At 66.3% G+C, this 25021-nt stretch carries 16 protein-coding genes; 3 read left to right on the forward strand and 13 right to left on the reverse strand.

The window, feature by feature from the left end; translation table 11 throughout:
- Positions 1–22: 22 nt before the first annotated feature.
- The 5 genes from J0O65_RS20975 to J0O65_RS20995 are packed head-to-tail and all read right to left on the reverse strand — an operon-like array spanning position 23 to position 7188.
- Positions 23–3565, reverse strand: coding sequence for a response regulator (locus tag J0O65_RS20975; protein WP_215409142.1), 3543 nt, complete (start codon positions 3563–3565; stop codon positions 23–25).
- Entirely contained in the window at positions 3562–4707 is a 1146-nt protein-coding gene (locus tag J0O65_RS20980) for an FIST signal transduction protein (protein WP_215409143.1), read from the reverse strand. Before J0O65_RS20980 ends, J0O65_RS20975 begins: the two co-directional genes overlap by 4 nt.
- Entirely contained in the window at positions 4689–5780 is a 1092-nt protein-coding gene (locus tag J0O65_RS20985; protein ID WP_215409144.1) for an HD domain-containing phosphohydrolase, read from the reverse strand. Before J0O65_RS20985 ends, J0O65_RS20980 begins: the two co-directional genes overlap by 19 nt.
- 42 nt (positions 5781–5822) lie before the next feature.
- The gene (locus J0O65_RS20990) at positions 5823–6230 is read right to left on the reverse strand and encodes a chemotaxis protein CheW (RefSeq protein WP_215409145.1); all 408 of its coding nucleotides are present in this window, start codon (positions 6228–6230) and stop codon (positions 5823–5825) included.
- Positions 6231–6282: 52 nt separating this feature from the next.
- The gene (locus J0O65_RS20995) at positions 6283–7188 is read right to left on the reverse strand and encodes a sensor domain-containing diguanylate cyclase (RefSeq protein WP_215409146.1); all 906 of its coding nucleotides are present in this window, start codon (positions 7186–7188) and stop codon (positions 6283–6285) included.
- A 394-nt stretch (positions 7189–7582) separates the two neighbouring features.
- Between J0O65_RS20995 and J0O65_RS21000 the strand changes: the two genes are divergently transcribed.
- Positions 7583–7834 (forward strand): hypothetical protein, encoded by a 252-nt coding sequence (locus J0O65_RS21000; protein ID WP_215409147.1) that lies wholly within the window; start codon positions 7583–7585, stop codon positions 7832–7834.
- 27 nt (positions 7835–7861) lie between these two features.
- Here the strand turns inward: J0O65_RS21000 and J0O65_RS21005 are convergent, their stop codons facing one another.
- The 8 genes from J0O65_RS21005 to J0O65_RS21040 all read right to left on the reverse strand — a co-directional run bounded on the left by J0O65_RS21005 (position 7862) and on the right by J0O65_RS21040 (position 17979).
- Positions 7862–9148, reverse strand: coding sequence for a DUF445 domain-containing protein (locus J0O65_RS21005; RefSeq protein WP_215409148.1), 1287 nt, complete (start codon positions 9146–9148; stop codon positions 7862–7864).
- A 59-nt stretch (positions 9149–9207) separates the two neighbouring features.
- Complete coding sequence (bcaP, locus tag J0O65_RS21010) at positions 9208–10605, reverse strand: branched-chain amino acid transporter BcaP (protein ID WP_353056228.1); 1398 nt, start codon at positions 10603–10605, stop codon at positions 9208–9210.
- 210 nt (positions 10606–10815) lie between these two features.
- A complete protein-coding gene (locus J0O65_RS21015; protein WP_215409149.1) occupies positions 10816–12609 on the reverse strand; it encodes an MFS transporter in 1794 nt (597 codons plus the stop codon).
- A gap of 37 nt (positions 12610–12646) precedes the next feature.
- Positions 12647–13741 (reverse strand): N-acetylglucosamine-6-phosphate deacetylase, encoded by a 1095-nt coding sequence (locus tag J0O65_RS21020; RefSeq protein WP_215409150.1) that lies wholly within the window; start codon positions 13739–13741, stop codon positions 12647–12649.
- A 3-nt stretch (positions 13742–13744) separates the two neighbouring features.
- Positions 13745–14512: a DeoR family transcriptional regulator gene (locus J0O65_RS21025; RefSeq protein ID WP_034751280.1), complete on the reverse strand. Its 768-nt coding sequence runs from the start codon at positions 14510–14512 to the stop codon at positions 13745–13747.
- Positions 14513–14547: 35 nt separating this feature from the next.
- Positions 14548–15891 (reverse strand): D-tagatose-bisphosphate aldolase, class II, non-catalytic subunit, encoded by a 1344-nt coding sequence (locus J0O65_RS21030; protein WP_215409414.1) that lies wholly within the window; start codon positions 15889–15891, stop codon positions 14548–14550.
- Positions 15891–16856, reverse strand: coding sequence for an ROK family protein (locus J0O65_RS21035; protein WP_215409151.1), 966 nt, complete (start codon positions 16854–16856; stop codon positions 15891–15893). Before J0O65_RS21035 ends, J0O65_RS21030 begins: the two co-directional genes overlap by 1 nt.
- Positions 16843–17979, reverse strand: coding sequence for an AgaS family sugar isomerase (locus tag J0O65_RS21040; RefSeq protein ID WP_215409152.1), 1137 nt, complete (start codon positions 17977–17979; stop codon positions 16843–16845). The genes J0O65_RS21035 and J0O65_RS21040 overlap by 14 nt, the downstream gene beginning before the upstream one ends.
- Positions 17980–18337: 358 nt before the next feature.
- On the opposite strand from J0O65_RS21040, the gene J0O65_RS21045 reads away from it, so the two are divergent.
- Both J0O65_RS21045 and J0O65_RS21050 read left to right on the forward strand, forming a co-directional pair.
- Positions 18338–21688, forward strand: a complete 3351-nt coding sequence (locus J0O65_RS21045) for a TIM-barrel domain-containing protein (protein WP_251373882.1) — start codon at positions 18338–18340, stop codon at positions 21686–21688.
- A 98-nt stretch (positions 21689–21786) separates the two neighbouring features.
- Positions 21787–24732 carry a TonB-dependent receptor plug domain-containing protein gene (locus J0O65_RS21050; RefSeq protein WP_215409153.1) on the forward strand — a complete coding sequence of 982 codons (2946 nt, stop codon included), beginning with the start codon at positions 21787–21789 and terminating at the stop codon, positions 24730–24732.
- The last annotated feature ends 289 nt before the right edge of the window (positions 24733–25021 follow it).

The raw sequence follows: 25021 nt of genomic DNA on the forward strand, positions 1-25021 counted from the left end.
GTTCAAAAAATTATGATCTACATCAAGTTTGGCCGGATGCGTGCAGCACGTCGCACGTCGCCTCGATGGAAGCGCGCGTTTCCCGCACAAACAGCCGCAACTGTTCTTCCAGCGCATCGAGCCGCGCCAGCAACGCCGCCTGCGCGGCATGTTCCCCTTCGCGTTCGATGGCGGCGGCGATGGCGACGGCGGGGATGGCATGGAAGTTGGCCAGCAAGCCGGCCAGGGTATGCGCCTGCCGGCTCGCGGTGGGCCGGTCGCCCGCCTGCAGGGCTGCGCGCAAGGCGGCCAGCTGCTCCGGCAAGCCGGCCAGGAAGGAGGCGCCGATGATGGCGATCACGTCGGCGTCGGCGTCGGCCAGCGCGGCGGCGTAGTCGAAGCGCGGCGCGCCGTGCGTCGCCGGCGCTGCCGCGTCAGGCGCCAGGGTGGGCTGTTGCCTGCAAATTCGCAATACATGCTGCTCGATCAGGCGCTGGAAGGCGGCGGTACGGAACGGTTTGGACAGGTAGTCGTCCATGCCGCCGGCGATGCAGCGTTCGCGGTCGCCTTCGAAGGCGCTGGCCGTCATGGCGATGATGACGCTCCTCGGCATGCCTTGCGCTTCGCGTGCGCGTATCTGCGCGGTGGCTTCGAAACCGCCCATTTCCGGCATTTGCAAGTCCATCAGGATCATGTCGAAATGGCCGGCGGCATGACGCTCGAGCGCCTCTTGGCCGTTCGCCGCATGCGTGACCCGGTGCCCCGCATTCGACAGCAGCACGGTGGCCAGTTCGCGGTTCATGGCGTTGTCCTCGACCAGCAGGATGTCCAGGCCAGGCACGCTTTCGCGCATGGCATGGCGCGTGATCACGGGGGCGGCGCCGGGCATGCCGCGGCACGTGCCCAGCACGCTCATGGTGATGGACAGCAATTCCTCGGGGCTGGCCGGCTTGAGCAGGTAGCCATCGATGCCCAGTTCGCGGCAGCGCGCCGCGTCGCCCAGGCTGCCGCTCGACGACAGCATGACGACGGGCACCTGGCTCCAGTGGGGCAGGTCGGCCAGGGCCGAGGCCGTGTCGAAGCCATTCATGCCGGGCATGGCGAAGTCCATGATGATGCAGTCCGCGGGCAAGCTGGTGCGGCAGTGCTCCAGCGCCGCCTCGCCCGACTCGCAGGCGGTGACGCTGGCGCCGCCGTTCGCGAAGATCTTGCGCAGGATGGTCAGGCTGCTGGGGTTGTCGTCCACCAGCAGGATGGCGCGTCCCGCCAGCGAGGCGCCGGGCGGCGGCAGGACGGGCTGCTGTTCGCCGATGGGCAGGGCCAGGTCCACGGTGAAGCAGCTTCCCTTGCCCAGTTCGCTCGACAGGCCGATGCTGCCGTCCATCATCGTCACCAGGCGGCGCGTGATCGACAGGCCCAGTCCCGTGCCGCCGAAGCGCCGCGTGGTCGAGCCGTCTTCCTGCTGGAAGGCGTCGAAGACGGCCTCCTGCATGTCGGCGGCGATGCCGATGCCGGTGTCGCGCACGCACAGGCGCACCCGGGCCACATGGCCGTCGCTGGCGCGCAGCTGGGCGCTGACGGCGACTTCGCCGCGCGGCGTGAACTTGATGGCGTTGCCCGCCAGGTTGGTCAGCACCTGGCGCAACCGGCCAGGGTCGCCCAGCAAGGTCTGCGGCAGCGCGGGATCGAGGTCGAGCACCAGTTCCAGTCCGCTGGACTGCGCCCGCATGACGTGTGCGCGCACGGTGTCCTGCATCAGCTGGCGCAGGTTGAAGGGAATGCTTTCCAGGGTCAGCATGCCCGCCTCGATCTTCGAGAAGTCGAGGATGTCGTTGATGATGCACAGCAGGGCGTCGGCCGAAGCCTTGACGATTTCCAGGTATTTGCGCTGGTGGACATCGAGTTCGGAATCGAGCACCAGGTCCGTCATGCCCAGGATGCCGTTCATCGGCGTGCGGATTTCATGGCTCATGTTGGCCAGGAATTCGCTCTTCGAACGGCTGGCCGATTCGGCCACTTCCTTGGCCACCAGCAGCGCGCGCTCGGCCGCCTTTTGGCTGGAAATGTCGACCAGGGTGCCCACCAGCCCGTTCAGGCTGCCGTCTGACGCCAGCAGGGCCGCCTTGCTGAACAACACGTCGACCTGGCGCGCGCCGACGGTCAGCCGCTCTTCATAGGTCTGGTTGCCGCGCTCCTGCAGCAGGCGCGCATCGTGCTGCGTCACCAGCTGCACTTCCCGCGACGGCAGCAGTTCGGCGGCCGTCAGGCCCAGGATGCGCGCCTGGTCGACATTGAAGAAAGCGCAGAAGGCGCGGTTCGCGCGCAGGTAGCGGCCCTGCACGTCCTTCAGGTACAAGGGGATAGGGATGGTCTCGATCAGCGCATCGACGAAGTTGAGGTTGTGCCGCAGCTCGCGCGCCGCCAGGCGCCGCTCGGTGATGTCGGTCAGGCTGCCGGTGATGCCGGCCAGCCGATCGAGTCCGTCGCGTTCGGCGCGCGCGCACACGTCGACCCAGCGCACGCCGCCGTCGCAGGTGACATAGCGCGCCTCATGGCGCATGCTGTCCACCTGGCCGCCCAGCAGCTGCGACAGGCCGGCGGCGACGCGCTCGCGGTCGCGCGCGTCGATGAATTGCAGCACGCTCTTGCCCAGGCTGTCGGCGATGGCAAAACCCGTGATGGCTTGCCAGGCGGGGTTCAGGAAGGTCCAGGCGCCGTGCACGTCCGTGCGGAACACCACTTCGTTGAGACTGTTGACGACGTTGCGGTATTCGCGCTCGCTTTTCGCGATGGTTGCGGCCATGCGCTTGCTCTCGCTGATTTCCGTGCGGATGGCGATGTACTGATACGGCTTGCCGGCCGCATCGAGGAAGGGCACGATGGTGGCGTCGACCCAGTACTGCTGGCCATCCTTGGCGTGGTTGCAGATTTCCCCGTGCCACACCTGGCCGGCCGTAATGGTTTGCCACATCTGCGCAAAGAAGGCGTCCGGATGCGTGTGCGAGTTGATCAGGCGGTGCGTCTTGCCGATCAGCTCTTCGCGCGCGTAGCCGCTGATGGCGCAGAACTTGTCGTTGACGTAGACGATGACGCCGGCTGTATCGGTGATGCTGATAATGGCGTGCTGGTCCATCGCAAAGCGCTGGTTCAGCAGCTCGATGCGGCGCAGTTCCTGCTGCGCCACCAGCTCGGCCAGCAGCACCGACAGGCCCTCGATATCGCCTTCCTCGGGCAGGTGCAGGCCGGAATCGTCGTTGTCGAGCAGGCGCACGGCCGCCACGCGCAGCGACTGGATCACGCGGTTGCGGCTGGCCAGTTGCGTGCGCAGCAGGTCGTTCGTCACGCTCAGCTCATTCGAACTCAGTTCCAGGCTGCGCGAGCGCAAGTCCAGGTCGCGTTCGGACTGCTCGTAGGCGCTGTCAATGCGCTGCAGCAGGGCCGGCAGGCTGGCCAGGAAGCCGGCCAGTTCCGGCGGCGTGTCCGCGTGCGTGCTCAGTGCCTGCGCCTGTTGCAGCAGGGCCGCGCAGGCGTTGTCCGAGTCGATGTTGCAGACGCGGCGCAATTGGCGTGCCAGGGTGCGGTTCATGCTTCGCTCAACACAGTCACGGTCATCGTCTGGTTATGCAGCTGGCACGCGCCATGCGGCTGGGTGATGCCGATTTCGCCGTTGGAGTAAAAGCCGGCGATGCAGGTGGCGCCGCTGTCCAGCAGGTCGGCCACGGCTTCGACTTCTTCCTCGACCCGGTCGCCCATGACCAGCTTGCGGCCCACGCAACTGACCAGCAGGGCCAGCTGGTCGCCCGCCGCATCGGCGTGGTGCCGCACGCCGCGCGCGGCCGTTTCGGCCCCGTCGATCAGCCGGTTGGTACTCGAATGCATCAATTTCAGGTAGCCGTCGGCGAGGATGTCGCCGGCCAGGGTCAGCGAGCCTTGCTCTTCGTCGACGGCGAGGATGGTGCGGAAGACATTGCTTTTTTCGTGCGCGGCCGAAAGCATTTCAAACGGGAACAGCAGTCCCGAGCCGGGCAGGTCGCGCGCATGGTCGCCCAGGTACAGCTTGTAGATGTCCAGCGCGCGCGCGCCGTCCAGGCCGTACAGCACGTTGCCGACGCAGCGCGTCACCTTGCGCGCCGGGCCGAACGCCTCCCAGCCCGCATGGCTGCCGTAGCCGAGGCGGATATGTTCGCCGTACAGGCCGACGGCGACGACGGTATTGTCGGCCGCGCCGCGCGGACCGAGGGTCCAGGTCTGGCGGAAGGCGCCGCCGTCCGCCGCCAGTCCGCCGGAAATCGTCACGCCCGGCGGCAGGTTCGCCTGCAGGCCGGCGATGAGGGCGCTGCCGTTGATGGCCACGCCCGTGCCCAGCATGAACACGGCCGTCAGGCCCTCCTGCGGCAGCGCCTGCGCCAGGCGTGCGCCCGTGTCGTGCGAGTCCGCCATGTCGCAGATGATGGCGTCGGCGATCGCCACCGTGGTGCGGGCAAAGCGGATGGCCGTGATGACGCAGCTGTCGTCATAGACGCGCTCGCCGGCGATTTCGCCGGCCGTGGAGCAGCCGGCGATGACGGCGCCCGGCATCTGGCGGCGCAAGGCCGCCGTCAGTTCGGCGGTGGCGAAGTAGGCGCAGGCGCCAAACACCAGCACCAGGTCGGGCGCCATGGCGGCCAGGGGTGCCAGGGCGGCATCGATGCCGGCACGGTTTTTCAGGATCAGTTGTTGCACGCGCATGGCGGGTTCCTCGTTGACAGTGGGTGGACGTGGTGCGGGACGGGGTCGGGCAGGCTGTCGTGGATGGCGATCACCTCTTCCCAGGCGCCCAGGAAGGCGTCCAGGCACAGCGGGCAAAAATGGCTGCCCCGGTTTTGCTCCAGGTACTGGCGCGCCTGCGCCAGCGGCCAGGCCGGCTTGTAGGGACGTTCCGAACTCAATGCGTCGAAAACGTCGGCCACGGCGACGATGCGCGCCGACAGCGGTATCTGTTCGCCCGCCAGGCCGTCCGGATAGCCGCTGCCGTCGTATTTCTCGTGGTGGCCGCAGGCGATTTCCTCGGCCAGGCGGATCAGCGGCGAATCGCTGCCGGCGAGGATCTGGCCGCCGATTTTCGCATGCTGGCGCATGATGGCCATTTCCTCGGGATCCAGCCGGCCCGGCTTGAGCAAGATATGGTCGGGCATGGCCAGCTTGCCCACGTCGTGCATGGGCGCCGCCTTGAGCAGCAGCTCCTGCCATGGCGCATCCGTGCCCAGATTCCTGGCGATCAACGCCGAGTAGCGCGCCATGCGCATGATGTGGGCGCCCGTTTCCGGGTCGCGGAATTCGGCCGCCCGCGCCAGGCGCGTGACCAGTTCCATTTCCCTGGCCGTGACGTTGGCGATGGCCTGGGCCACTTCGTGTTCGAGCAGCTTGGCGCGGTCGGTCAGCAGGTTTTGCGCCGTGCGCAGGGCCAGCAGGTTGCGCACGCGCAGGCTGAATTCGATGGTGTCGACGGGCTTGGTGAGGAACTCCGTCACGCCCAGCGAAAAAGCCTGCTTGCGCACGGCGCGGTCGTTTTCGGTGGTCACCATGATGATGGGGATGTCGGCCATGCCCGGCATCTTGCGGAAAATGCTGAGGAATTCATTGCCTGACAGGCTGGGCATCCGGTAGTCGAGCAAGACCAGGTCCGGCACGTGCGACTCGCACCAGGTCAACGCATCGATGGGGTCGTCCATGCAGACGGGCTCGATGCTGCTGGCCTTGCGCGCCAGCGTCTCCAGCAGGCTCAGGTTGGTGTCGTTGTCATCGACGATCAGGATGCTCATGGTGTCTCCGGCGGATGGCGGTCAATGGCGGCGAGGGCGGCTTCAGGCCGCCAGCTTGTCCGTGGCATGCATGCCCAGTCCCGCCAGCAGGCTGCCCATGTCGAGCACGATCAGCATGCGCTCGTCCAGGGTGCCGGTGGCGCCCTGCGCGAAGATGAGGATGATCACCACCGTCGAGGCGTCATCGGAGGGTTCGGCCTGGCCCAGCGCGATGCGCAGGTCGAGCAGCGGCACGATGCTGCCGCGCAGATGGATGAAGCCTTTGAGGAAGGCGGGCGCATTGGCGACGCGGGTGACGGCGCCATAGCCGCGGATTTCCTGCGCCAGGCCGATGTCGAGCGCGTATTCCTCCTTGCCCAGTCCAAAGACCAGCAATTCGCGGGCGCCCGCCTGCGCCGGTTGGCCCGATATTGCGGCATGCGCTGCGGCATGCGTCGTGGTGGTTTCCATGTGCTTGCTCCTGTCAGGTACCAAGTGATGCATGAAACTGCGAAAGTGCGGCTCAAGCCTGCTCGGTGCGGTTGCGGCCCTTGTGCTTGGCCCGATACAGCGCGGCGTCGGCTTGCATGAAGCCAGCTTTCCAGTTGCCGTTGTGGGGCAGCGGCGCCAGGCCGATGCTGATCGTCACCGTGATCGGCGACTGCTCGAAGTCGACGCACGTTGCGGCCACGGCAAGGCGGATGCGCTCGGCCACCTGGCGCGCCATGGACAGGTCGGTTTGCGGGAACAGCAGACCGAATTCCTCGCCGCCCACGCGGGCGACGACGTCCGATGCCCGCGCCTGGGACTGCAGCACGGCCGCGATGGCGCGCAGCACGGCGTCGCCGGCCGCGTGGCCATGCTGGTCATTGACCCTCTTGAAGAAATCGATGTCGGCGATGCCGATGGCCATTGGATTACCCGTGCGCCTGGCCCGCGCCGCCAGGCGCACGGCGTCGATCTCGAGGGCGCGGCGGTTGGACAGGTGGGTCAAGGGGTCGCTCAGGGCGATGCGCTGCAAGCGCTGCCAGCGGGCCGCATTCTGCTGTTCGATGGCGCGTTCCTCGCGCTGGTCGATGAAAAAGGCGCCCATGTAGTTTTCATTATCGAGCTTGCCCAGGTCCATGGCCTTGAGCACGATGGGCAGCATCGAGCCATCGCGATGGCGAATGGCGAAATGGCGCTTGTGGCTCAGTACCTTGGTATTCTTGCCGTCGCCGGCCAGATAGGCGCCGATCTGCGTGCCATGCTGCTCGCGCACGGTGTTGGGCAGCAGCGTATCGATCCGCTTGCCGGGCAAGCTTCCCGCGTCATAGCCGCTCAGCGCATACATGGCGTCGTTCGCATAGCGGATGCGTGAGGCGGCATCGATGATGACGGCGGCGTCGTCGGCGGCGTCGAGCAGACGCAAGGCCAGGATTTGGTTCATGTACTTGTCTCCTGCGAAGAGTGCGGAGATGCCGGGTGCGCGATGCTGTGATAGCTGTTACACCACTTTGATTTCTCCATGGGAATCATCATACATCAAATAAAATTGATTTCAATGAATATATTGATTTTAATGATTTATTTGGATTTTTTCCACAACCGGCGTCAGGAAACGATGGCGCCGCCAGCGTGCATTAGCGCGATTGTTACTCTGTCAGTGTGTATTTTTTCCACCGCGATGCAGGCCGGCGTGAAGAAGAAATTTGTTTCTGTACGGATTTATTTGTTGTATTTGATAAATTTATGCCGCAAAATGCAATTGCAGCCTGATCGGCAAGTGCGCAGGGTGCGCATGCCGGCGGGCCAGGCCGGTGACCGCAGGGAAGGAGAGGGACATGCAGACGAACAGCCCGGCAGGGGCAAGACAAGAGAGACACAGGGACCAGTCGGCATGCCGCCGCGTGCGCGACACTGCGCGCGCCTCGCATCCGGCCCTGGGGCGCATGCAGGCGATCGGCTACCTGGCGCTGCTGTTGGCCGTGCCGCTCGCCGCGACCGGCATCGCCATGGGACGCGCCGGCGTGCCGGCGCCGTTCAGCACCGCCTGCGGCGTGGTGTCGTGCGCGGCCGGCGGTCACGCGCCCTGAGGCGTTGGTAAAAGAGTAAAAAGGGGCTTAAAACGCCTGGCTGGCGGCGTGGATCAGCAAGCCGGCCAGGCCGCCCACGATGGTGCCGTTGATGCGGATGAATTGCAGGTCGCGTCCGATGGCCAGTTCGATGCGCTCGCTCATCTCGTCCTTGCTCCACAGGTCCAGGCGGGCGGCGATGAAGGCTCCCACTTCGCCCCGGTAGCGGCGCACCAGCGTGCCGCTGCCGGCGACGATGGCGTCATTCAGCCATGCCCGCGCCGCCTTGTCCTCGCCCAGCACCTGGCCCGTGTTGCGCGCCAGGCTGGCGATCGCCTGCGCCAGCACGGGCCGGTCGGCGTGCAGGTCGGCCTGCAGGCGCGTGCCGATGTGCTTCCAGAGGTCGCCCAGCATGGCTTGCACCGTGTCGCTGGCGACCAACTGCAACTGGTAGCGGCGCACGGTGGCTTGCCACTGCGGGTCGGCCTTCAGGTGCAAGGCGCTGTCGGCGATCCAGCCGGCGATGCGCTGGCGCAGCGGGTGCTGCGGGTCGACGCGCACGGCGAGGGCGAATTTCTGCAGCGAGGCGATCATGCGCGGCTCATACGCCTTCACGGCCTTTTTCACCAGCGCGTTCTCGATCTGGAAGGCGCCCAGCACGAAGTCGCCGATGGCTGCGTGGTGCGTCTCGTCGTCCAGGTAGGCGGCGCCGCGGTCGAGCAGGAAGTCCAGCAGCTCCTGCGGCTTGCCGTCGGCGATCAGCGCGTCGATGCAGTCGGCCGCCACCTCCGATACATTCAGTTGCGCCAGGTAGCCGCTGGCCTGCTCGCGCAGCAGGCGCCCCAGCGTGTCGTGGTCGGCCATCGCCAGCAGCTGTTTCGCCACGCCGGCGCCGGCCATGCCCAGCTGCCGCGCATGGATCTCGTCACCGAGCCAGGCACCCAGGCGCGCGGCGGGGTCGGCCTGCACGATGCGCTCGGCGATGCCTTGCTCGGTTATGAAATGGTTTTCCACGAAGGCGCCCAGGCTGCGGCCGATGTCCGCCTTGCTGTTCGGGATGATGGCCGTATGCCACAGGGGGATGCCCAGCGGATGGCGGAACAGGGCCACGACGGCGAACCAGTCGGCGATCGCCCCCACCATCGACGCTTCGGCGAACGCTTCGACATAGCCCCAGGCGGGGTGGCCGCCCCGCTGCGAGCGGGCCACGGCGAAGACCAGGGCGGCGAGCAGCAGCAAGCCGGCGGCCAGCCACTGCATGTTGCGCAGGCGCGCGCGCTTGAGCTGGTCCGTGCTCTGCTCCAGCTGCGCGATGAGGTCGGGGGAAGGTTGCATGGATGGCGGCCTGCAGGGTTGCGAGACCGCCATCTTACTGCGATGGCGCAGTGGAAGGATTACTGTTGCGTGTGCAGTAGCGAACGGCGGCGCGCGTAGCCGAAATAGATGACCAGGCCGATCACCAGCCAGATGGTGAAGGCCACCCAGGTGACCCAGCTGAGAAAGCTCATCAGGCCCACGCACAGGATCACGGCCAGCGCCGGCACATACGGCACGCCGGGGCAGCGGAAGGCGCGCGGCAGGTCGGGACGGCGCTTGCGCAGCACCACCACGGCGACGGAGACCATGGTGAAGGCGGCCAGGGTGCCAATGTTGATCAGCTCGGCAAGGATGTTGAGCGGGATCGTGGCGGCGATCAGGCCGAACACGATGCCGACCAGCCAGGTGGCGAAGAACGGCGTGTGGAAGCGCGGGTGCACGGTCGACAGGCGCTTGGGCAGCAGGCCGTCGCGCGACATGGCGAAGATGATGCGCGTCTGGCCGAAGGCCATCACGAGGATCACGGTGGTCATGCCGAGGATGGCGCCCAGGTCGACGAAGCCGGCGATCCAGTTTTCGCCCGCATATTGCAGGGCCAGCGAGACGGGATGGTCGACGCCGAGGAATTTTTGGTACGGCACGATGCCCGTCATGATGGCCGAGACGACCACGTACAGCACGGCGCACACGGCCAGCGAACCGATGATGCCGATCGGCAGGTCGCGCGACGGCTTCTTGACTTCCTCGGCGGCCGAGGTGACGGCGTCGAAGCCGATGAAGGCGAAGAAGACGAGGGCGGCCGCGCTCAGCATGCCGTGGTAGCCGAACGGCATGTAGGGCTGCCAGTTGGCCGGCTGCACGTGGCGCGCGCCGAAGATGATGAACAGCAGCACCACGCCCACCTTGATGGCCACCATGATGTTGTTCAGGCGCGCCGATTCGCGCACGCCCCAGCCCAGCATGGCCGTCAGGGCCAGCATGATGACGAGGGCCGGCAGGTTGATGAAGGTGGTCACGCCGGGCAGGGCGCCCGGCGCGGCCGTCAGGGCCACGGGCAGCACGATGCCGAAGCCCGACAGCAGCGACTGGAAGTAGCCGGACCAGCCGACGGAGACGGCGGCCGCGGCCAGGCCGTACTCGAGCAGCAAGTCCCAGCCTATCATCCAGGCGGCCAGCTCGCCCAGGGTCGCATAGCTGTAGGTGTAGATGGAGCCGGCCACGGGCACGGTGGAGGCGAATTCCGCGTAGCACAGGGCGGCGAAGCAGCAGGCCACGGCCGCCACGACAAACGACAGCGACAGGGCGGGGCCGGCCGTCAGCGCGCCCGTGCCGGTGAGCACGAAGATGCCCGTGCCGACGATGGCGCCGATGCCCATGAGGACAAGATCGAAGGGGCCCAGCACTTTCGCCAGACCTCCCGGCTTCTTGCTGTGGGCGATCATGTCATCCAAATTCTTGGTTCTAAATAAGCTCACTGTGTCTCCTGGTGGTTTTTGTCATGGCGCCATTGCCGCCTCGTGAGTAGCACGACGCAGCCAGATTCTAGCCCACGCGCCCGTGATTCCAGAAGGAAAACCGTACTGTGGCGTGCGCGCCAGCCCTGTAGACTTGTCCAGCAGGCAAAAAAAACAGCCCCGGAAGTGGCCGGGGCTGGAAAGGAGACTGCTACAAATGCTTACTTTGGCTTACTTTGAAAAGTGTGCCTCGATCTCTTCCAGGGTCTTGCCCTTGGTTTCCGGGAGCAAGAACGTGGCCGCCAGGAAGTACAGCACGGTGCAGCCGGCGCCGAAGAAGAACAAGGTCGAGTAACCGTGCAAGCCCACGGTCGGCAGGAAGATGGCGGCGATCACCGTCGAGACGAACTGGTTGACCAGCAGCGCGATGCTCATGCCGTTCGAGCGGATGCGGGTCGGCATCAGCTCGGACAGGGCCAGCCACACGCACACGCCCGGTCCCACGGCGAAGCTGGAGACGAACACGCAAATGGCGATCGCCACCAGCCAGCCATGCGTGGACGAGGGCACGGGGCCCAGGCTGGCCTTCTCGATGCGCAGCGGCGCCTCGCGCCCGGCGGCCGGGTCGGCGAACGGATTGAGGTGCAGCTTGCGGAAGAAGACGCCGATCACGCTGTCGGCCTGCACGGCATCGGCACGGACGATCGACACCTGGCGCAGCACGGGGTCGTCGCTGCGCAGGCTTTTCACGTTGGTGAACGGACCGTAGGCGTAGGCGATGGTCAGCTGCTGCGGCGTGCCGTCGGCGGCCGCACCCAGGGCCGTCAAGGTGGCCGCATCGAGGCGCACGGCCAGGCCATCGTCCTGCACTTGCGCCGCGATGGCGGGGCGCACGTCGGCCAGGTGCGCTTCGGCGCCGCGGAACAGCAAGCCGGCCGCCAGCAGCGAGACGACGATGCCGCCCGTGCCCAGCATCAGCAGGAACTTGCGGCCCTTGCGGTCGACCAGCAGCACGGCCACCACCGTCATCACGGCGTTCAGCACCTTCAATAACACGTCCGCCATGTTGGCCGAGGCGCCCGACAGGCCCGCCTGGTTGAGGATGTTGACGACATAGGCGAGGATGGAATTGATGCCCGTCGCCTGCGTGCAGGCGAGGATCAAACAGGCCAGCAGGAAGGGCAGCACGTAGCGGCGGCTCAGCAGCGGATCCTTGGCCCTGGCATTGCCGCTGGCCTTGGCCACATTTTCCGGCGTATCGAGCATGTCGCGCAGTTCCAGCTCGGCGGCGGCGGGCAGGCGCGTGCGCAGCAGCGACTGGCGCGCCTGTTCGATGCGGCCCCGTTGCGCCAGCCAGCGCGGCGATTCCGCCAGCAGCAGGGCGCCGATGGTAAACACCAGGCCAGGTGTCAGGCAGACCCAGAAGATGCTGCGCCAGGCGTGGTCCTTGGCCGCGAAGATGGCGGCGATGCGGCCCGCTTCCGGCAAGGCTTGCGCCGCTTGCGTGGCCGTTTCCACCGTCTGTGCCTGGAGCAGGCCGATCAGGGCGGCGGCCACCAGGCCGATGGTCAGCAGCAGCTGGAACAGGGCGGCGCCGCGTCCGCGCTGTTGCGCGGGCAGGCATTCGGCCAGGTACAGGGGCACGACGACGCCGATCAAGCCGCCGCTGATGCCTTGCAGCAGACGGCCCAGCAGCAGCGGCGTGTAGCCGTCGGCCAGGGCGATCAGCGGGATGCTGGCGCTGAACAGGGCGCCGGCCAGGAACATCACCCAGCGCCGGCCCAGCAGATCGGCCAGGGCGCCGGCGAACAGCGAGGAGAGGACCGAGCCCAACAGGACGGCGGCGACGATAAAACTGAGCTGCTGGGCCGTCAGTTTCCAGGCCACGGAGGCCGTCGATTCCAGGTAGGGCAGGGCGCCGGCGATGATGCCGATGTCTATGCCGTACAGCAATCCCCCCATGCCGGCAATAAATAGCAGGTAGCGCATGGCCCACACGGGGGCCTTGTGTGACGTGTCTTGCATGAAAACTCCGGGACGGGGTTGAGGTTGGGGTGGTGCTCTAGCGGGTGGAAAGATCGATGGCCGCGCCTTCGACGAAGACGGACACTGGCTGTAGTGCTGAATCGAGGACGACGATATCGGCCCAGGCGCCGGGCGCCAGGCGGCCCCGTTCGGATTCGCCCAGGTAATCGGCCGGGTACAGCGAGAGGCGGTTCGAGGCGTCGGCCAGGTCCAGGCCCAGCTCGACGAAATTGCGCAGGGCCTGGTCCATGGTCAGCACGCTGCCGGCCAGGGAGCCCGTGGCCAGGCGCACGCAGCCCAGGCATTTGTAGACGCGCTGCGTGCCCAGGCCGTATTCGCCGTCCGGCATGCCGGTGGCCGAGGTGGCGTCCGTCACGCCGTACAGGCGCGGGATGGCGCGCAGGGCCGCGCGCAGGGCGCCCTTGGCCACGTGCTGCAGGTCGGGGATGATTTCCGCGTACTCGGCGTGCGCCAGCGCCGCGCCCACCATGCCCGGGTCGTAATGCGTCATGCCCGTCATGCCGTTGTACAGGTGGGTAAAGCCGGAGACGCCGGCCTGCAGCGCCGCCACGCCTTCGTCATACGTGCCGGCGCTGTGGCCGATCTGCACGCGGATGCCCATCGCCGCCAGCTGCGGGATCAGTTCCAAGTGGCCGGGGATTTCCGGCGCCATGGTCAGCACCTTGATGGGGGCGATGGCGTGGAAGCGCTGCACCAGCGCCAGGCTGGCCTGCACCACGTCGGGCGGCTGCGCGCCCAGTCGGTGCAAATTCAGGAACGGGCCTTCCAGGTGCACGCCCAGCATGCGCGCGCCGTTGGCCGGGCGCTCGGCGATGACGCCGGCCAGGCCTTGCAGGGCGCGCAGGATCGACGGTTCCTTCGCCGTCAGGGTGGTGCCCAGCAGGGCCGTGGTGCCGTGGCGCGCATGCACCTGCGCCACGGTGGCGCCCGCGGCGCCGCCTTCCATGATGTCGACGCCGGCCGCGCCATGCACGTGCAGGTCGATGAAGCCGGGCAGGATGGTCAGCGCGCTGTCGGCGGCAGGGTCTTCTTGTATCTGCACGATGCGCTGGTCAAAGGTGATGGTGCCCGTGATCCAGCCAGATGGGGTAAGGATTCTGCCGCTCAGCATGTGTTATTCCGCTATAAAAAGTTCGATGCCCAGCTTTTGCAGCCCTTCGCGGTACTCCTGGCTGATGCTGGCATCGGTGATGACGGTATCGACGCGGTCCAGCTGCACGATGCGGTGCAGGCTGACGCGGCCGAACTTGGAGGCGTCCGTGAGGACGATGATTTTCTTCGCCCGTTCCACCATCTTGTGGTTCAGGCTTGCTTCCGCTTCGTGGTGGGTGGTGACGCCGAACTGCAGGTCGAAGCCGTCCACGCCCAGGAACAGCTTGTCGAAGCTGTAGGCCTGCAAACAGGTCTCGGCCTGGCTGCCCTGGATCGACAGCGATTGCTTGCGCAGCAGGCCGCCCGTCAGGATCAGGTCCACGCCGGGCGCGTCGGCCAGTTCCCACGCGATGTTCAGGCCATTCGTCGCCACCGTCACGCCGGTGGCGTCGCGCAGATGGCGCGCCAGCGAGATGGTGGTGGTGCCCGAGTCGATGATGATGTTGTCGCCCGGTTCCACCAGCCGCGCAGCGTAGGCGCCGATGCGCTCCTTCTGCTCGTGGTTGATGGCGTCCTTCTGGCGTATCGTGTGTTCAAGCGGCGGCGTGCGCGTCAGGGTCGCGCCGCCGTGGCTGCGCGTGGCCATGCCTTGCGCTTCCAGCGCATTCAAGTCGCTGCGGATGGTGACCGCGGACACGCCGAGCTTTTCCACCAGATCGGTCACCTGCACCGAGCCCTGCTGGGCTAGCATTTGGAGGATGGATTCACGGCGTTGGCTGGTATTTCGCATGGTGGCGGGCTCAGTAAAAAAGGAAAATACCGAGCTTAACAGATTGCCGCTTCGGCAATGACTGCCAGCGCCGCATTGCGGTTGCAGGCGCGCGCATATTGCGCCAGCAAGCTGCCGATCTTGTGCTCGATCAAGGCCGGCGCCTGCGCCGGCAGGCTGCCCTGCACCACGGCGGCGTACTGTTCCGGCAAATGCTGGCTCAACAGCGGCAGCGGAATGGCCACGGCGTCCAGGTTGGCCAGCAGCCTGGCGACGGCGGCCGCCACTTCCGGCTCGCCCCAGTAATAGCGGCAACGGTCGCTCAAGCCGTAGCGGCGCATCAGGCGCTGCTCGTCCGGCGTGCCCAGGTAATGCTTGATCCAGTTCTTCGGCTTGGCCACCATCACGTCGTCGAGCACCTGCATCAGCTGCGAGGTGGCGTGCGCCAGCAGCAGCTCTTCCTCGATCTGGCACAGGGCGAACAGCGCCTCGCGCAGGGCGAAGGTGGCGGCCGGGCCCACTTTCAGGATGGCGAAATGGTCGCGCACCATGGCGTGCAGGGCCGATTCGCGCTGGTAGTCGGTGGAGTGGGCTTCGAACACGAGGCCCGGCTGCTCGGCGACGAAGGCCGACAGCTCGGCGGCGGCATCGGCGTCGTAGTGCTGGATGCTGCTCTGGTCGAAATCGACGCCCGGCTGCACCACCATGGCGATGACTCTGCGCCAGGCGTCGTGCAGGCCGTTGTCGAGGAAGGCGCGGCAATGCACGTCGAGGGTGCGGCGCGCCGCCTGCGGGCTGGTGACGGCGCCGGCCTGCGCCAGGGACGCCTCGCCGCCGGGAATCGGCACTTCCGTGCCGATCACGTAGACGGGCGGCGCGTAGCCGGCGGCGGCGGCCGCCGCTTCGGCGACGCTGCACAGGCGCGCCGAACGGGCGGCCACGGTTTCATCGTCGAGCCGCAAGGGGTCGTCCACGCAGCGCATGCTGCAATCGAGGTGGATCTTGTGAAAGCCGGCCGACGCATACGCGGCGATCAGGGTTTCGGCGTGGGCCATGGCGGTGGCCGCATCGAGGTGTTGCCAGGCGTTCGGACCCAGGTGGTCGCCGCCCAGCACCAGGCGCTCGGCCGGGAAACCCTGTTCGCGGGCCAGGGCCAGCATGCTGTCGCGGAAAACGTTTGGTGTCATGCCCGTGTAGCCGCCGAACTGGTCGACCTGATTCGACGTCGCCTCCACCAGCAGCACGGTGTCGTACTCGCTGGCCACGCGCATGGCGGCGCGCAGCACGCTCGGGTGGCTGCAGCAGACGGCGTACAGTCCCACGCGCTCGCCGCGGCGGTGCGCCTTGATCACTTGCTGGATCGGGGACAGGGTAAAAGTCGGGTTTTCCGCTTGCTTCATCATGTTGACGCCTTGGTATGTTGTCGTATCAAAAGGGCCGCGCCGCGCGCGCCGCCGGCATCGCCAAAACGGGGCGGCAGGATGGGCGGCACGTGCACGCCGGGGAACAGATGGCGCTTCACGGCGGCCGGCAGCTTGTCGTACAGGTGGGGCAGCTTGGACAGGCCGCCGCCGAGCACGATGACGTGCGGGTCGTAGGCCAGCACCAGGCCGGCCAGCGCGTGGCCCAGCAGGTCGAGGTGCACGGCGACCGTGCGCTCGGCCACGGCGTCGCCCATGTTGGCGCGCGCGACGATGGCCAGCGGCTCGGCGCCGTCGCCGCCGAAATGCGCGTGGAGCTTGCTCATGGCGGGGCCGGAGACATAGCGTTCCAGGCAGCCCGCCTTGCCGCACGGGCAGGCGTAGTCCATCAAGCCGTGCTGCGCCAGCAGGGTGGCGGGCAGGCTCCAGTGGCCCCATTCGCCGGCCACGCCATTGAAGCCGCGCAGCAGCTGGCCGCCCACGCAATAGCCGCCGCCGGCGCCCGTGCCGAGGATGGCGCCGAACATGCTGGCGGCATGGTCGGCCGCGCCGCCCTGCGCTTCCGACAGGGCAAAGCACTGGCAATCGTTGCCGATGGCGACAGGGCGCTGCAAGGCTTGCTGCAAGGTTTGCGCCACCAGGCGGCCGTTCAGGGCCGGCACGTTGGAACTCAGTTGCCGGCCGCTGGCGCTGTCGATCACGCCGGGCAAGCCGATGCCGACGGGCGCCGCCGCGCCCAGGGCGGCGTCGCCGCGCGCCACCAGGTCGACGATGGCTTGCACGAAGGCGGCAAAATCGTCGCCCGGCGTGGCCACGCGTTCGCGGAATACTTCCTGCAGCGCGCCGTCGCGGTCGGCAAACGCCACCAGCTCCATTTTGCTGCCGCCGATGTCGATGCCGTGGTAGCCGGCGATGTGATTAGCGATGTGATTAGAATTGGTCATGGCCATAGATGGTGACGCCCTGCACGACACGGTTGACGATGCCGCCGGCGAATGGATTGTCGGGGCGCAGTTGCAGCAGCGCGGACTGGTGCAGCGCGTATTGCTGCGCCATCAGCAGCCACAATGGCGCCAGCCAGGCGTCGGGCCAGGCCGGGGCGTCGGCCGACAGGTCGCCGCCGATGCCCACCGTCAGGCAGCGCTGCGCCACGCTGTCGCGCTGCAGCTCTTTCAGCAAATCGTCCTCGTACTGGCGCGCCAATGGCTTGCTGCTGCGCAGCAGGATCACCAGCGACTCCGTGGTGACGGCCGATTTCGGGCCGTGACGGAAGCCCAGTGGCGTATTCGCCATCGCCATCACGCGGCCGCCCGTCAATTCCAGGATTTTCAGGGCCGCTTCCTTGGCCAGCGCTTCCAGCGGGCCGCTGCCCAGGTAGACGACGCGCTGCACGGGTGTAGCGCCCAAGTCCGCCACGGGGGCCGACCAGTCGCGCAAGGCTTGCTCGCCCAGCTGCGCCAGCGTGTCGAGGCGCGTGAAATCCGTGTCCTTGCCCAGCACCGACAGGGCCGCCAGCAGCATGCTGCTAAAGCTGCTGGTCATGGCGAAGCCGCGGTCGCAGCTGCCTTCCGGCATCAGCAGGTTGTACGTGTTGCGGTCATTGGCGCCCTGGCGCGCCAGCTTGCCGTCCGCGTTGCAGGTGATGTTGAGGAAGCGCGCGCCGGGCACGACCTGGCGCAGCAATTCGACGGCGGCCAGGCTTTCCGGGCTGTCGCCGCTGCGGGCAAACGAGACGAGCAGGGTGGGCGCATCCGCTTCCAGGTACAGCTCGTGGTGCGTCAGCAGGGTGGTGGTGGCGATGGCGCGGATTTGCGCGGGCCAGGCCGCATTCAGGGTGTCGACGACGATCTCGCCCACATAGGCCGAGCTGCCGGCGCCCGTCAGGATGACGCGTTGACGGGGATCGGACAGCGCGTCGCCCAGGAAGGCGGCCAGGCTGGCTTGCTCGTTGCGCAGGATGCCGGCTAGCGCGCGCCAGATGGCTGGCTGGTGGGCGATTTCCTCGGCCGTGTGCAGGCCGCCGATGTCGCGCCAGGTTTGAATGTCACGCTGAAGAAGGGTAGTCATGGAGTGTCAGTAAAGTGTTTGTTGGAGAAAGCATAAATACTAATTTTCGAAAAGTCAAATACGAAAGTAAAACGAAAGTAAATAGTTGTGCGGCTTGCGAAATAATGGCATTGCATCGGCGCCTGACTGTGTTGCGATGCCGCATCGGTGTCGCGTGAGGGCCGCTGCCGCTGCCGCTTGTCGCTGAAATGCCACGATAACGAAAGTTTGTTTTGTAGCATTTTGGTGAAACGTAAGAAAAATGCGCCATTTATGGGCGGTTTATTAATAAATCGGCGCAAAAACTTTCTTTTGATTGACGATGTTTATTTTTCTTCTTAAAGTATTTCCATCACTTCGATTTTTTGAAAGCCGTCTGATGAAACCTCTCCCGCTTCCCCGCCGCCTCCTCGCCGCCTGTGTCCTCGCTGCCCTTGCCACCCTGGCGACACCCGGCCTGCAGGCCGCGCCCATCGGCAATCTGCAGTCGCTCTCCGCCGTGCGCGCGGCCGACGTGGCCAAGGGCGAGGCCCTGGGCTGGGAGGTGCGCAGCGACACGGGCATGCAGCTGCGTATCAGCCTGCCGCAGGCGGACGTGCTGCGCATCCAGGCGGGCGGCAAGGCCGGTTTGACGGGGCCGGGCGACAAGGCCGCGCACATCGTCGTGGGCCAGCCGGCCGCGCAGGTGGCCTATGAGATCAGCGAACAGGCCGACCATATCCTGATCGGCACCGCAGCCCTGAGCCTGCGCATCGACCGCAAACCGCTGCGCTTTACCTTGTACCGCAAGGGCGACACGGTGCCGCTGTGGCGCGAAGTGCAGCCGCTGTCGCTCGACGACAAGCAGGGCGTGCAAGTGCTGTCGAGCCTGCCGGGCGAGCGCTACTTTGGCGGCGGCCAGCAGAATGGTCGCTTCGAATTCAAGGGCAAGCAGGTGCCCGTGTCGTATTCGGGCGGCTGGGAAGAGGGCGACCGGCCGAATCCCGCGCCATTCCTCATGAGTTCACGGGGCTGGGGCGTGCTGCGCAATACCTGGGCCGACGGCAATTACGACTTGCGCGACCAGGAGCAGATCTCGCTGCAGCACGCGGAAGGCCGCTTCGATGCGTATTTCTTCGTCGGCAAGGATTTGCGCGACGTCGTCGCCCGCTACACGGACTTGACGGGCCGCGCGCGCATGCTGCCCCGCTGGGCGCTGGAATACGGCGACGCCGATTGCTACAACGATGGCGACAACGTGAAAAAACCGGGCTCCGTGCCGAAGGGCTGGAGCGATGGCCCGACGGGCAAGACGCCGGACGTGGTCGAAACCGTGGCGCGCCAGTACCGCGAACACGACATGCCGGGCGGCTGGATCCTGCCCAACGACGGCTATGGCTGCGGCTACACGAATTTGCCGGAAACCGTGAAGAGCCTGGCCGGCTACGGCTTCCGCACGGGCCTGTGGACGGAAAACGGCGTCGACAAGATCGCCTGGGAAGTGGGCCAGGCGGGCAGCCGCGTGCAAAAGCTGGACGTGGCGTGGACGGGCAAGGGCTACCAGTTCGCCATGGATGCGAACAAGTCGGCCTACGACGGCATCCTGAACAACTCAGACAGCCGGCCATTTTTGTGGACGGTGATGGGCTGGGCCGGCATCCAGCGCTACGCCGTGGCGTGGACGGGCGACCAGAGCGCCAGCTGGGACTACATCCGCTGGCATATTCCCACGCTGATCGGCTCTGGCCTGTCCGGCCAGGCGTATGCGTCGGGCGACGTGGACGCCATCTTCGGCGGCAGTCCGGAAACCTATCTGCGCGATTTGCAGTGGAAGAGTTTTACGCCCGTGCTGATGGGCATGTCCGGCTGGGCCGCGGCCGAGCGCAAGCACCCGTGGTGGTTCGACGCGCCTTACCGCGACATCAACCGCCGCTATCTGAAACTCAAGATGCGCCTGACGCCGTATATGTACACCCTGGTGCGCGAAGCGGAGCAATCGGGCGCGCCGCTGGTGCGGGGACTCATGTGGGATTATCCGCAAGACCCGGCCGCCTACACGGAAGCCTATAAATACCAGTTCCTGCTGGGCCGCGACGTGCTGGTGGCCCCCGTCTACCGCAGCCAGGCCGTCAGCGGCGGCTGGCGCAAGGGCATCCACCTGCCGCAGGGCACCTGGTACGACTACTGGGACGGCCGCCAGGCCACGGCCGACGCGAAAGGGCGCGACCTCGACCTGCAGGTCACGCTGGACAAGCTTCCGGTGTTTGTCCGCGCCGGCGCCATCCTGCCCATGTATCCGGAAATGCTGTACGACGGCCAGAAGCCGAAGGACCAGCTCACGCTCGATATCTACCCGCACGGCGATTCCGACTACACCTTGTATGAAGACGATGGCAACACGCGCCAGTACCAGGGCGGCGCCTTCAGCCAGCAAGTCATCCGCATGCACCAGGCGGGCGCCGACGTGCGGGTCGACATCGGCGCCGTCGATGGCACCTACCAGGGCCAGGAAGCGCGCCGCGGCTATGCGCTGCGCATGCTGGCGGGCCAGGCCCCGGCCGCCGTGCGCGCCGGCGAACGCCTGATCGTTCAATCCGCCGACCGCGCCGCCTATCACAAGGCGCTGGACGGCTGGTTCTTCGATCCTGCCGATCGCCAGGGCACCCTGCACGTGAAGGTGGCGGCGCAGGATATCCGCCAGCCCTTGATGTTGCAGGTCGCCGGCGCGCTGGCCGTGGCGAGGCTGGACGCCGATTTCCCGGCCGCCCCCGTGCCGGGCCGCGCCTTGCCGGCCGACGCCATGCAGGTGGTGGCGCGTCCGTTTGAGGAAAGCGGCTATCCGCTGGAAAACGCCTTCGACGGCAAGCCGGAGACGTGGTTCCGCACCGTGCGCAGCCCGTCCGTGAAGAGCGGGCCGCACGAATGGGTGATCGGCTTCACGGAGCGGCGCCTGGTCGACGGCATCGAACTGGCGCCGCGCAACGACCAGCACTGGAAGCATGGCCAGGTGCGCGATTACGAAATCTACATCGGCGACAACAATGGCGACTGGGGCACGCCGCTTGCGCGGGGCACCCTTAAGCTGGAACAGGGTACGCAGACGATCAACTTCCCCGCCACGGCCGGGCGTTTGCTGCGCTTCCGCGTCATGAGCACGCACAATCCGGAAGGCGATGGCGCGGCGTCCACCGACCCGATGGTCACGGCCGCGCAAGGCGCGCCGGTGGCGCGCGCGTTCGACGCGGCGCTGGCGACCGACGTGGCGCCCGTGACCCTGTCCGAATTCCGCGTGCTCGAGCACCGCGTGGCCGAAGGCGCCGAAGTGCAGCGCTATCTGTCGGACCTGGCGCTGCCGAAGCACGTCGCGAAAGACCGGCCGGCCGGCAAGGCCGCCGAGATGCGGATGAACGGGCTGTGGTTCCGCAAGGGCCTCGGCGTGGGATCTGCCAGCCGCATCGACTTGCAGCTGGCGGGCAACTGGAATCTGCTGCGCGCCGACCTGGGCGTGGACGATAGCTGCCGCAGCGCGGGCGGCCTGCAATTCCAGGTCTGGAGCGGCGAGCGGCTGCTGTACGACAGCGGCCTGGTCGCGGCTCCCGGGGTGGTCAAACCCGAAATCGACGTGCGCGGCCTGAGCCAACTCAGTTTGCGCACCCTGGGCGCGCGCGGCGCCCGGCCGGCCCAGGTCTGCGGCAACTGGGCCAACGCCGTGCTGACCGGCACGGAAGGCGCGACGGTCAAGCCGCGCTAGGCACTTCATTCATTTCACTAAAAGGGAACCCCTCTTCGGACCGGGGAGGGGCTCTTGCAGCCTGACGAAAACAAATCACTTATAAAAAGGAGATGGGAATGCACTTGAAAAAACTGATGGCCGCCATGGTGGCGGTGGGGCTGGCATCGACGGCGCTGGCGGCCGACGAGGAAAAACTGGCGCGCGTCGAAGTGACGGGGTCCAGCCTGAAGCGCATCAACGCGGAAACGGCGTCGCCGGTGCAGGTGATCAACGCCAAGCAGATCGAGAACATGGGCGCGCTCACCTTGCTGCAAGTGCTGGACAACCTGCCCGCCGCGCGCCCGGCGCAGCAGGACTTCCGCTCGATGTTCACGGGGTCCGATGGCGGTTCGCAAGCGAACTTGCGCGGCATGGGCGCGCAGGGCACCCTGGTGCTGCTCAATGGCCGCCGCCTGTCGTTCTATGGCGCGCCGGCCGGCTTCCAGACCATGTTCGTCAATATCGACGCCATCCCCGCCGCCGCCATCGAGCGCATGGAAATCCTGACGGATGGCGCGTCGGCCGTGTATGGCTCCGATGCCGTGGCCGGCGTCATCAACGTCATCACCAAGAAGTCGTACCAGGGGCTGGAAGCGCGCGTCAACGGCGAGTTTTCGCCCAGCGTGAAAGCCTATGGCGAGCGCCAGGCCAGCGTGCTGTATGGCCTGGGCGACCTGGCCAGCGACGGCTACAACATCTATGGTTCCGTGAACGTCTACCAGCGCGACCGCATCGCGCTGGCCGATACTTACCAGAAGCGTCCCTCGTATTTTTACGTGAACAATCCCAATTTCATCCCGAACATGCGCGTGGGCGTGGGCAGCGAGCCGGGCGTGATGAATCCGGGGACCTTCTTTGTCTTCGACAAGGCCAACAACAATGCCCGCACCCAGCGCGCCGCGCCCGGCTGCAACACCAGCATCACGGAAGCGTCGGGCACGCGCTGCGTGTGGAATGCGCTGCCCAACCAGCTCGACACGGGCCCCACCTCGGAGCGCGCCACGGCTTACCTGAGCGGCCGCCTGAAACTGAGCGGCGACATGGAAGCGTTCGCGGAAGGCGCCTTCACCCACATCAAGATGCGCGGCGAGAACGGCCCGTCTAGCTTCAACAGCGGCAGCACGAACAACTGGTTCGCGCGCAATACGGGCAATACCCTCAACACCTTCGCCACGCCTTTCCTCAGCCCCAACAACGTCTACCTGAAAGGCAAGCTCGATGCCGACATGGTGGCCAAGATGGGCGGCGCGGCCGGCTTGAACTACCTGCTGCAGGATGCGACGGGCCACTTCGGCCAGAAGAACGTCGATGAAAACTACCGCGCGCTCGTCGGCCTGCGCGGCGGCATCGGCGGCGGCTGGGATTTCGAGACGGCGCTCAGCGTGGCGGGCAGCCATTCCACCCTGTTCCAGACGGCCAACCTGAATATCAATGGCTTCAAGCAGGCATTCGGCCCGTTCACGAAAGACCCCGTCAGCGGCCGCACCTACATCTCCGACAATCCCGCCTACAAGTTCGGCGAAATCAGCGAGGCCAATGCGGCGCTGCTGCGCGCCGCCTACCCGACCTTCGCCATCGAATCGTGGACCAAGCTGATGACGTGGGACGCGAAGCTGGAAGGCACGCTGTTCAAGCTGGGCGAGCGCGAAGTGCGCGCCGCCGTGGGCACCAACATCATGCGTGAAAGCTTCCTCACGCCCGGCAACGCGGATGCGGCCAATGGCCTGATCACGCAGCAGGGCGGTTCCTGGTTCGATGGCAAGCGCACCATCGCCGCCGTGTTTGGCGAAGTGGTGGTGCCGCTTTCCGACACCCTGGAAGTCAACGCGGCCGCGCGCCTGGACAAGTACCCGCATTTCGCCGCCAACCTGGCGCCCAAGCTGGGCGTGATCTGGCGCGCGCGGCCCGACCTGATGCTGCGCGGGACGTACTCGGAAGGCTTCCGCGCGCCCAACCTGGCCGAAGCGGGCACGGGCGGCGTCTTTGCGCAGGTGGGCGGCATCCGCGACACGGTGCGCTGCGATGAAACGAACGCCATGGCGCGCGCCCTGATGAAATCGAAGGTGGCGACGGATGCGGACCTGGGCAAGAGCCTGCTCAATTCGAATTGCTCGACGACGGTGGGCGGCCTGACGCCGCCGAACCAGAATCTGCGTCCGGAAAAAGCCAAGATTTCCACCGTCGGCCTGGTGCTGCAGCCGGCCAAGGACGTCAGCATCTCCATCGATTACTGGTTCATCAACCGCCGCGATGAAATCGTGCGCCAGGACTTCAACGAACTGTTTACGGAACTGGTGGACAAGTACGGCCCGACCCTGGCCGGCGCCTCGAACGCCATTCGCAACGACCTGACCGACGCGGACCGGGGCAATATGGCGGCGGTGGCGGCCATGTGCGCCAATCCCGCCAACGCGGGCGTGTGCGCGGGCGGCGTGCCGGGCTACTCGGTGGGCAACCTGGGCGGCTTGATCAACTCGTACTCGAACCGGGGCCGCACCCTGATGGACGGCGTGGACATCGACGCGCGCACGCGCTTTGCGCTCGGCGACTGGGGCAAGCTGAGCACGGGCATCGCGGCCACCATCCGCAAGCGCGACACCCATGACAGCGAAGACGGCAGCGACATCAAGGGCAATACCGTCGGCTACTACGATTCGCCGCGCTACCGCGCCACCGTGAATGCCGACTGGAGCTACCGCAACTTCGTCAGCAGCGTGTTCGTCAACTACTCGGGCAAGACGCGCTGGGCCTACGGCCCCTGGGACAAGGACAACACGCCGGAAAACTGCACCGCCGCCTCGGTGGCGCTGCCGGCCGGCCAGTGCAAGGGCGCGCCGTCGTACACGACGGTGAACCTGGCCTTCAGCTGGAAGCCGATCAAGCACCTGGACGTGGGCCTGAACGTGAAAAACGCCTTCAACAAGCAGCCGTACTACGACCCGAACGGCTGGGAAGGCTACAACCATAGCCAGGACCTGTTCGGCCGCCAGTTTGCCCTGTCGGCCAGCTACAAGTTCTTTTAAGGCCTGAGCTTGCCCCGGCCAGCCGGCATGCTGGCTGGCCGGGGGTCTTGCCTTGAAAAGAAAATAACAACATGCTGAAGTGTGCAATGCGAAAGATAAACGTAAGTGAAAGGCGGTAGTCCTGTCTTCTTTCGCATTTCTCTCCCCGATTGCCGGGCCGATTGCGCCGTGCTAGCCATCATCCTGCGTTCGCGTGTATCCGCCACACCACGATAACGAAAGTTATCTGCCGCGCCACTCATTGAATCGAAAGATATTTCGCATTTATTTGCGCAATTGAGCGATAAAT

Origin of the sequence: Janthinobacterium sp. JC611, assembly GCF_018682595.1 — a bacterium.
Classification (GTDB): Bacteria; Pseudomonadota; Gammaproteobacteria; order Burkholderiales; family Burkholderiaceae_D; genus Janthinobacterium.

Excerpts from the sequence above, each read along its gene's own strand:
- J0O65_RS20975 (WP_215409142.1), bottom strand. The coding sequence starts at position 3,565 with ATGAACCGCACCCTGGCACGCCAATTGCGCCGCGTCTGCAACATCGAC.
- J0O65_RS20980 (WP_215409143.1), bottom strand. The coding sequence starts at position 4,707 with ATGCGCGTGCAACAACTGATCCTGAAAAACCGTGCCGGCATCGATGCC.
- J0O65_RS20985 (WP_215409144.1), bottom strand. The coding sequence starts at position 5,780 with ATGAGCATCCTGATCGTCGATGACAACGACACCAACCTGAGCCTGCTG.
- J0O65_RS20990 (WP_215409145.1), bottom strand. The coding sequence starts at position 6,230 with ATGGAAACCACCACGACGCATGCCGCAGCGCATGCCGCAATATCGGGC.
- J0O65_RS20995 (WP_215409146.1), bottom strand. The coding sequence starts at position 7,188 with ATGAACCAAATCCTGGCCTTGCGTCTGCTCGACGCCGCCGACGACGCC.
- J0O65_RS21000 (WP_215409147.1), top strand. The coding sequence starts at position 7,583 with ATGCAGACGAACAGCCCGGCAGGGGCAAGACAAGAGAGACACAGGGAC.
- J0O65_RS21005 (WP_215409148.1), bottom strand. The coding sequence starts at position 9,148 with ATGCAACCTTCCCCCGACCTCATCGCGCAGCTGGAGCAGAGCACGGAC.
- J0O65_RS21015 (WP_215409149.1), bottom strand. The coding sequence starts at position 12,609 with ATGCAAGACACGTCACACAAGGCCCCCGTGTGGGCCATGCGCTACCTG.
- J0O65_RS21020 (WP_215409150.1), bottom strand. The coding sequence starts at position 13,741 with ATGCTGAGCGGCAGAATCCTTACCCCATCTGGCTGGATCACGGGCACC.
- J0O65_RS21025 (WP_034751280.1), bottom strand. The coding sequence starts at position 14,512 with ATGCGAAATACCAGCCAACGCCGTGAATCCATCCTCCAAATGCTAGCC.
- J0O65_RS21030 (WP_215409414.1), bottom strand. The coding sequence starts at position 15,891 with ATGAAGCAAGCGGAAAACCCGACTTTTACCCTGTCCCCGATCCAGCAA.
- J0O65_RS21035 (WP_215409151.1), bottom strand. The coding sequence starts at position 16,856 with ATGACCAATTCTAATCACATCGCTAATCACATCGCCGGCTACCACGGC.
- J0O65_RS21040 (WP_215409152.1), bottom strand. The coding sequence starts at position 17,979 with ATGACTACCCTTCTTCAGCGTGACATTCAAACCTGGCGCGACATCGGC.
- J0O65_RS21045 (WP_251373882.1), top strand. The coding sequence starts at position 18,338 with ATGAAACCTCTCCCGCTTCCCCGCCGCCTCCTCGCCGCCTGTGTCCTC.
- J0O65_RS21050 (WP_215409153.1), top strand. The coding sequence starts at position 21,787 with ATGCACTTGAAAAAACTGATGGCCGCCATGGTGGCGGTGGGGCTGGCA.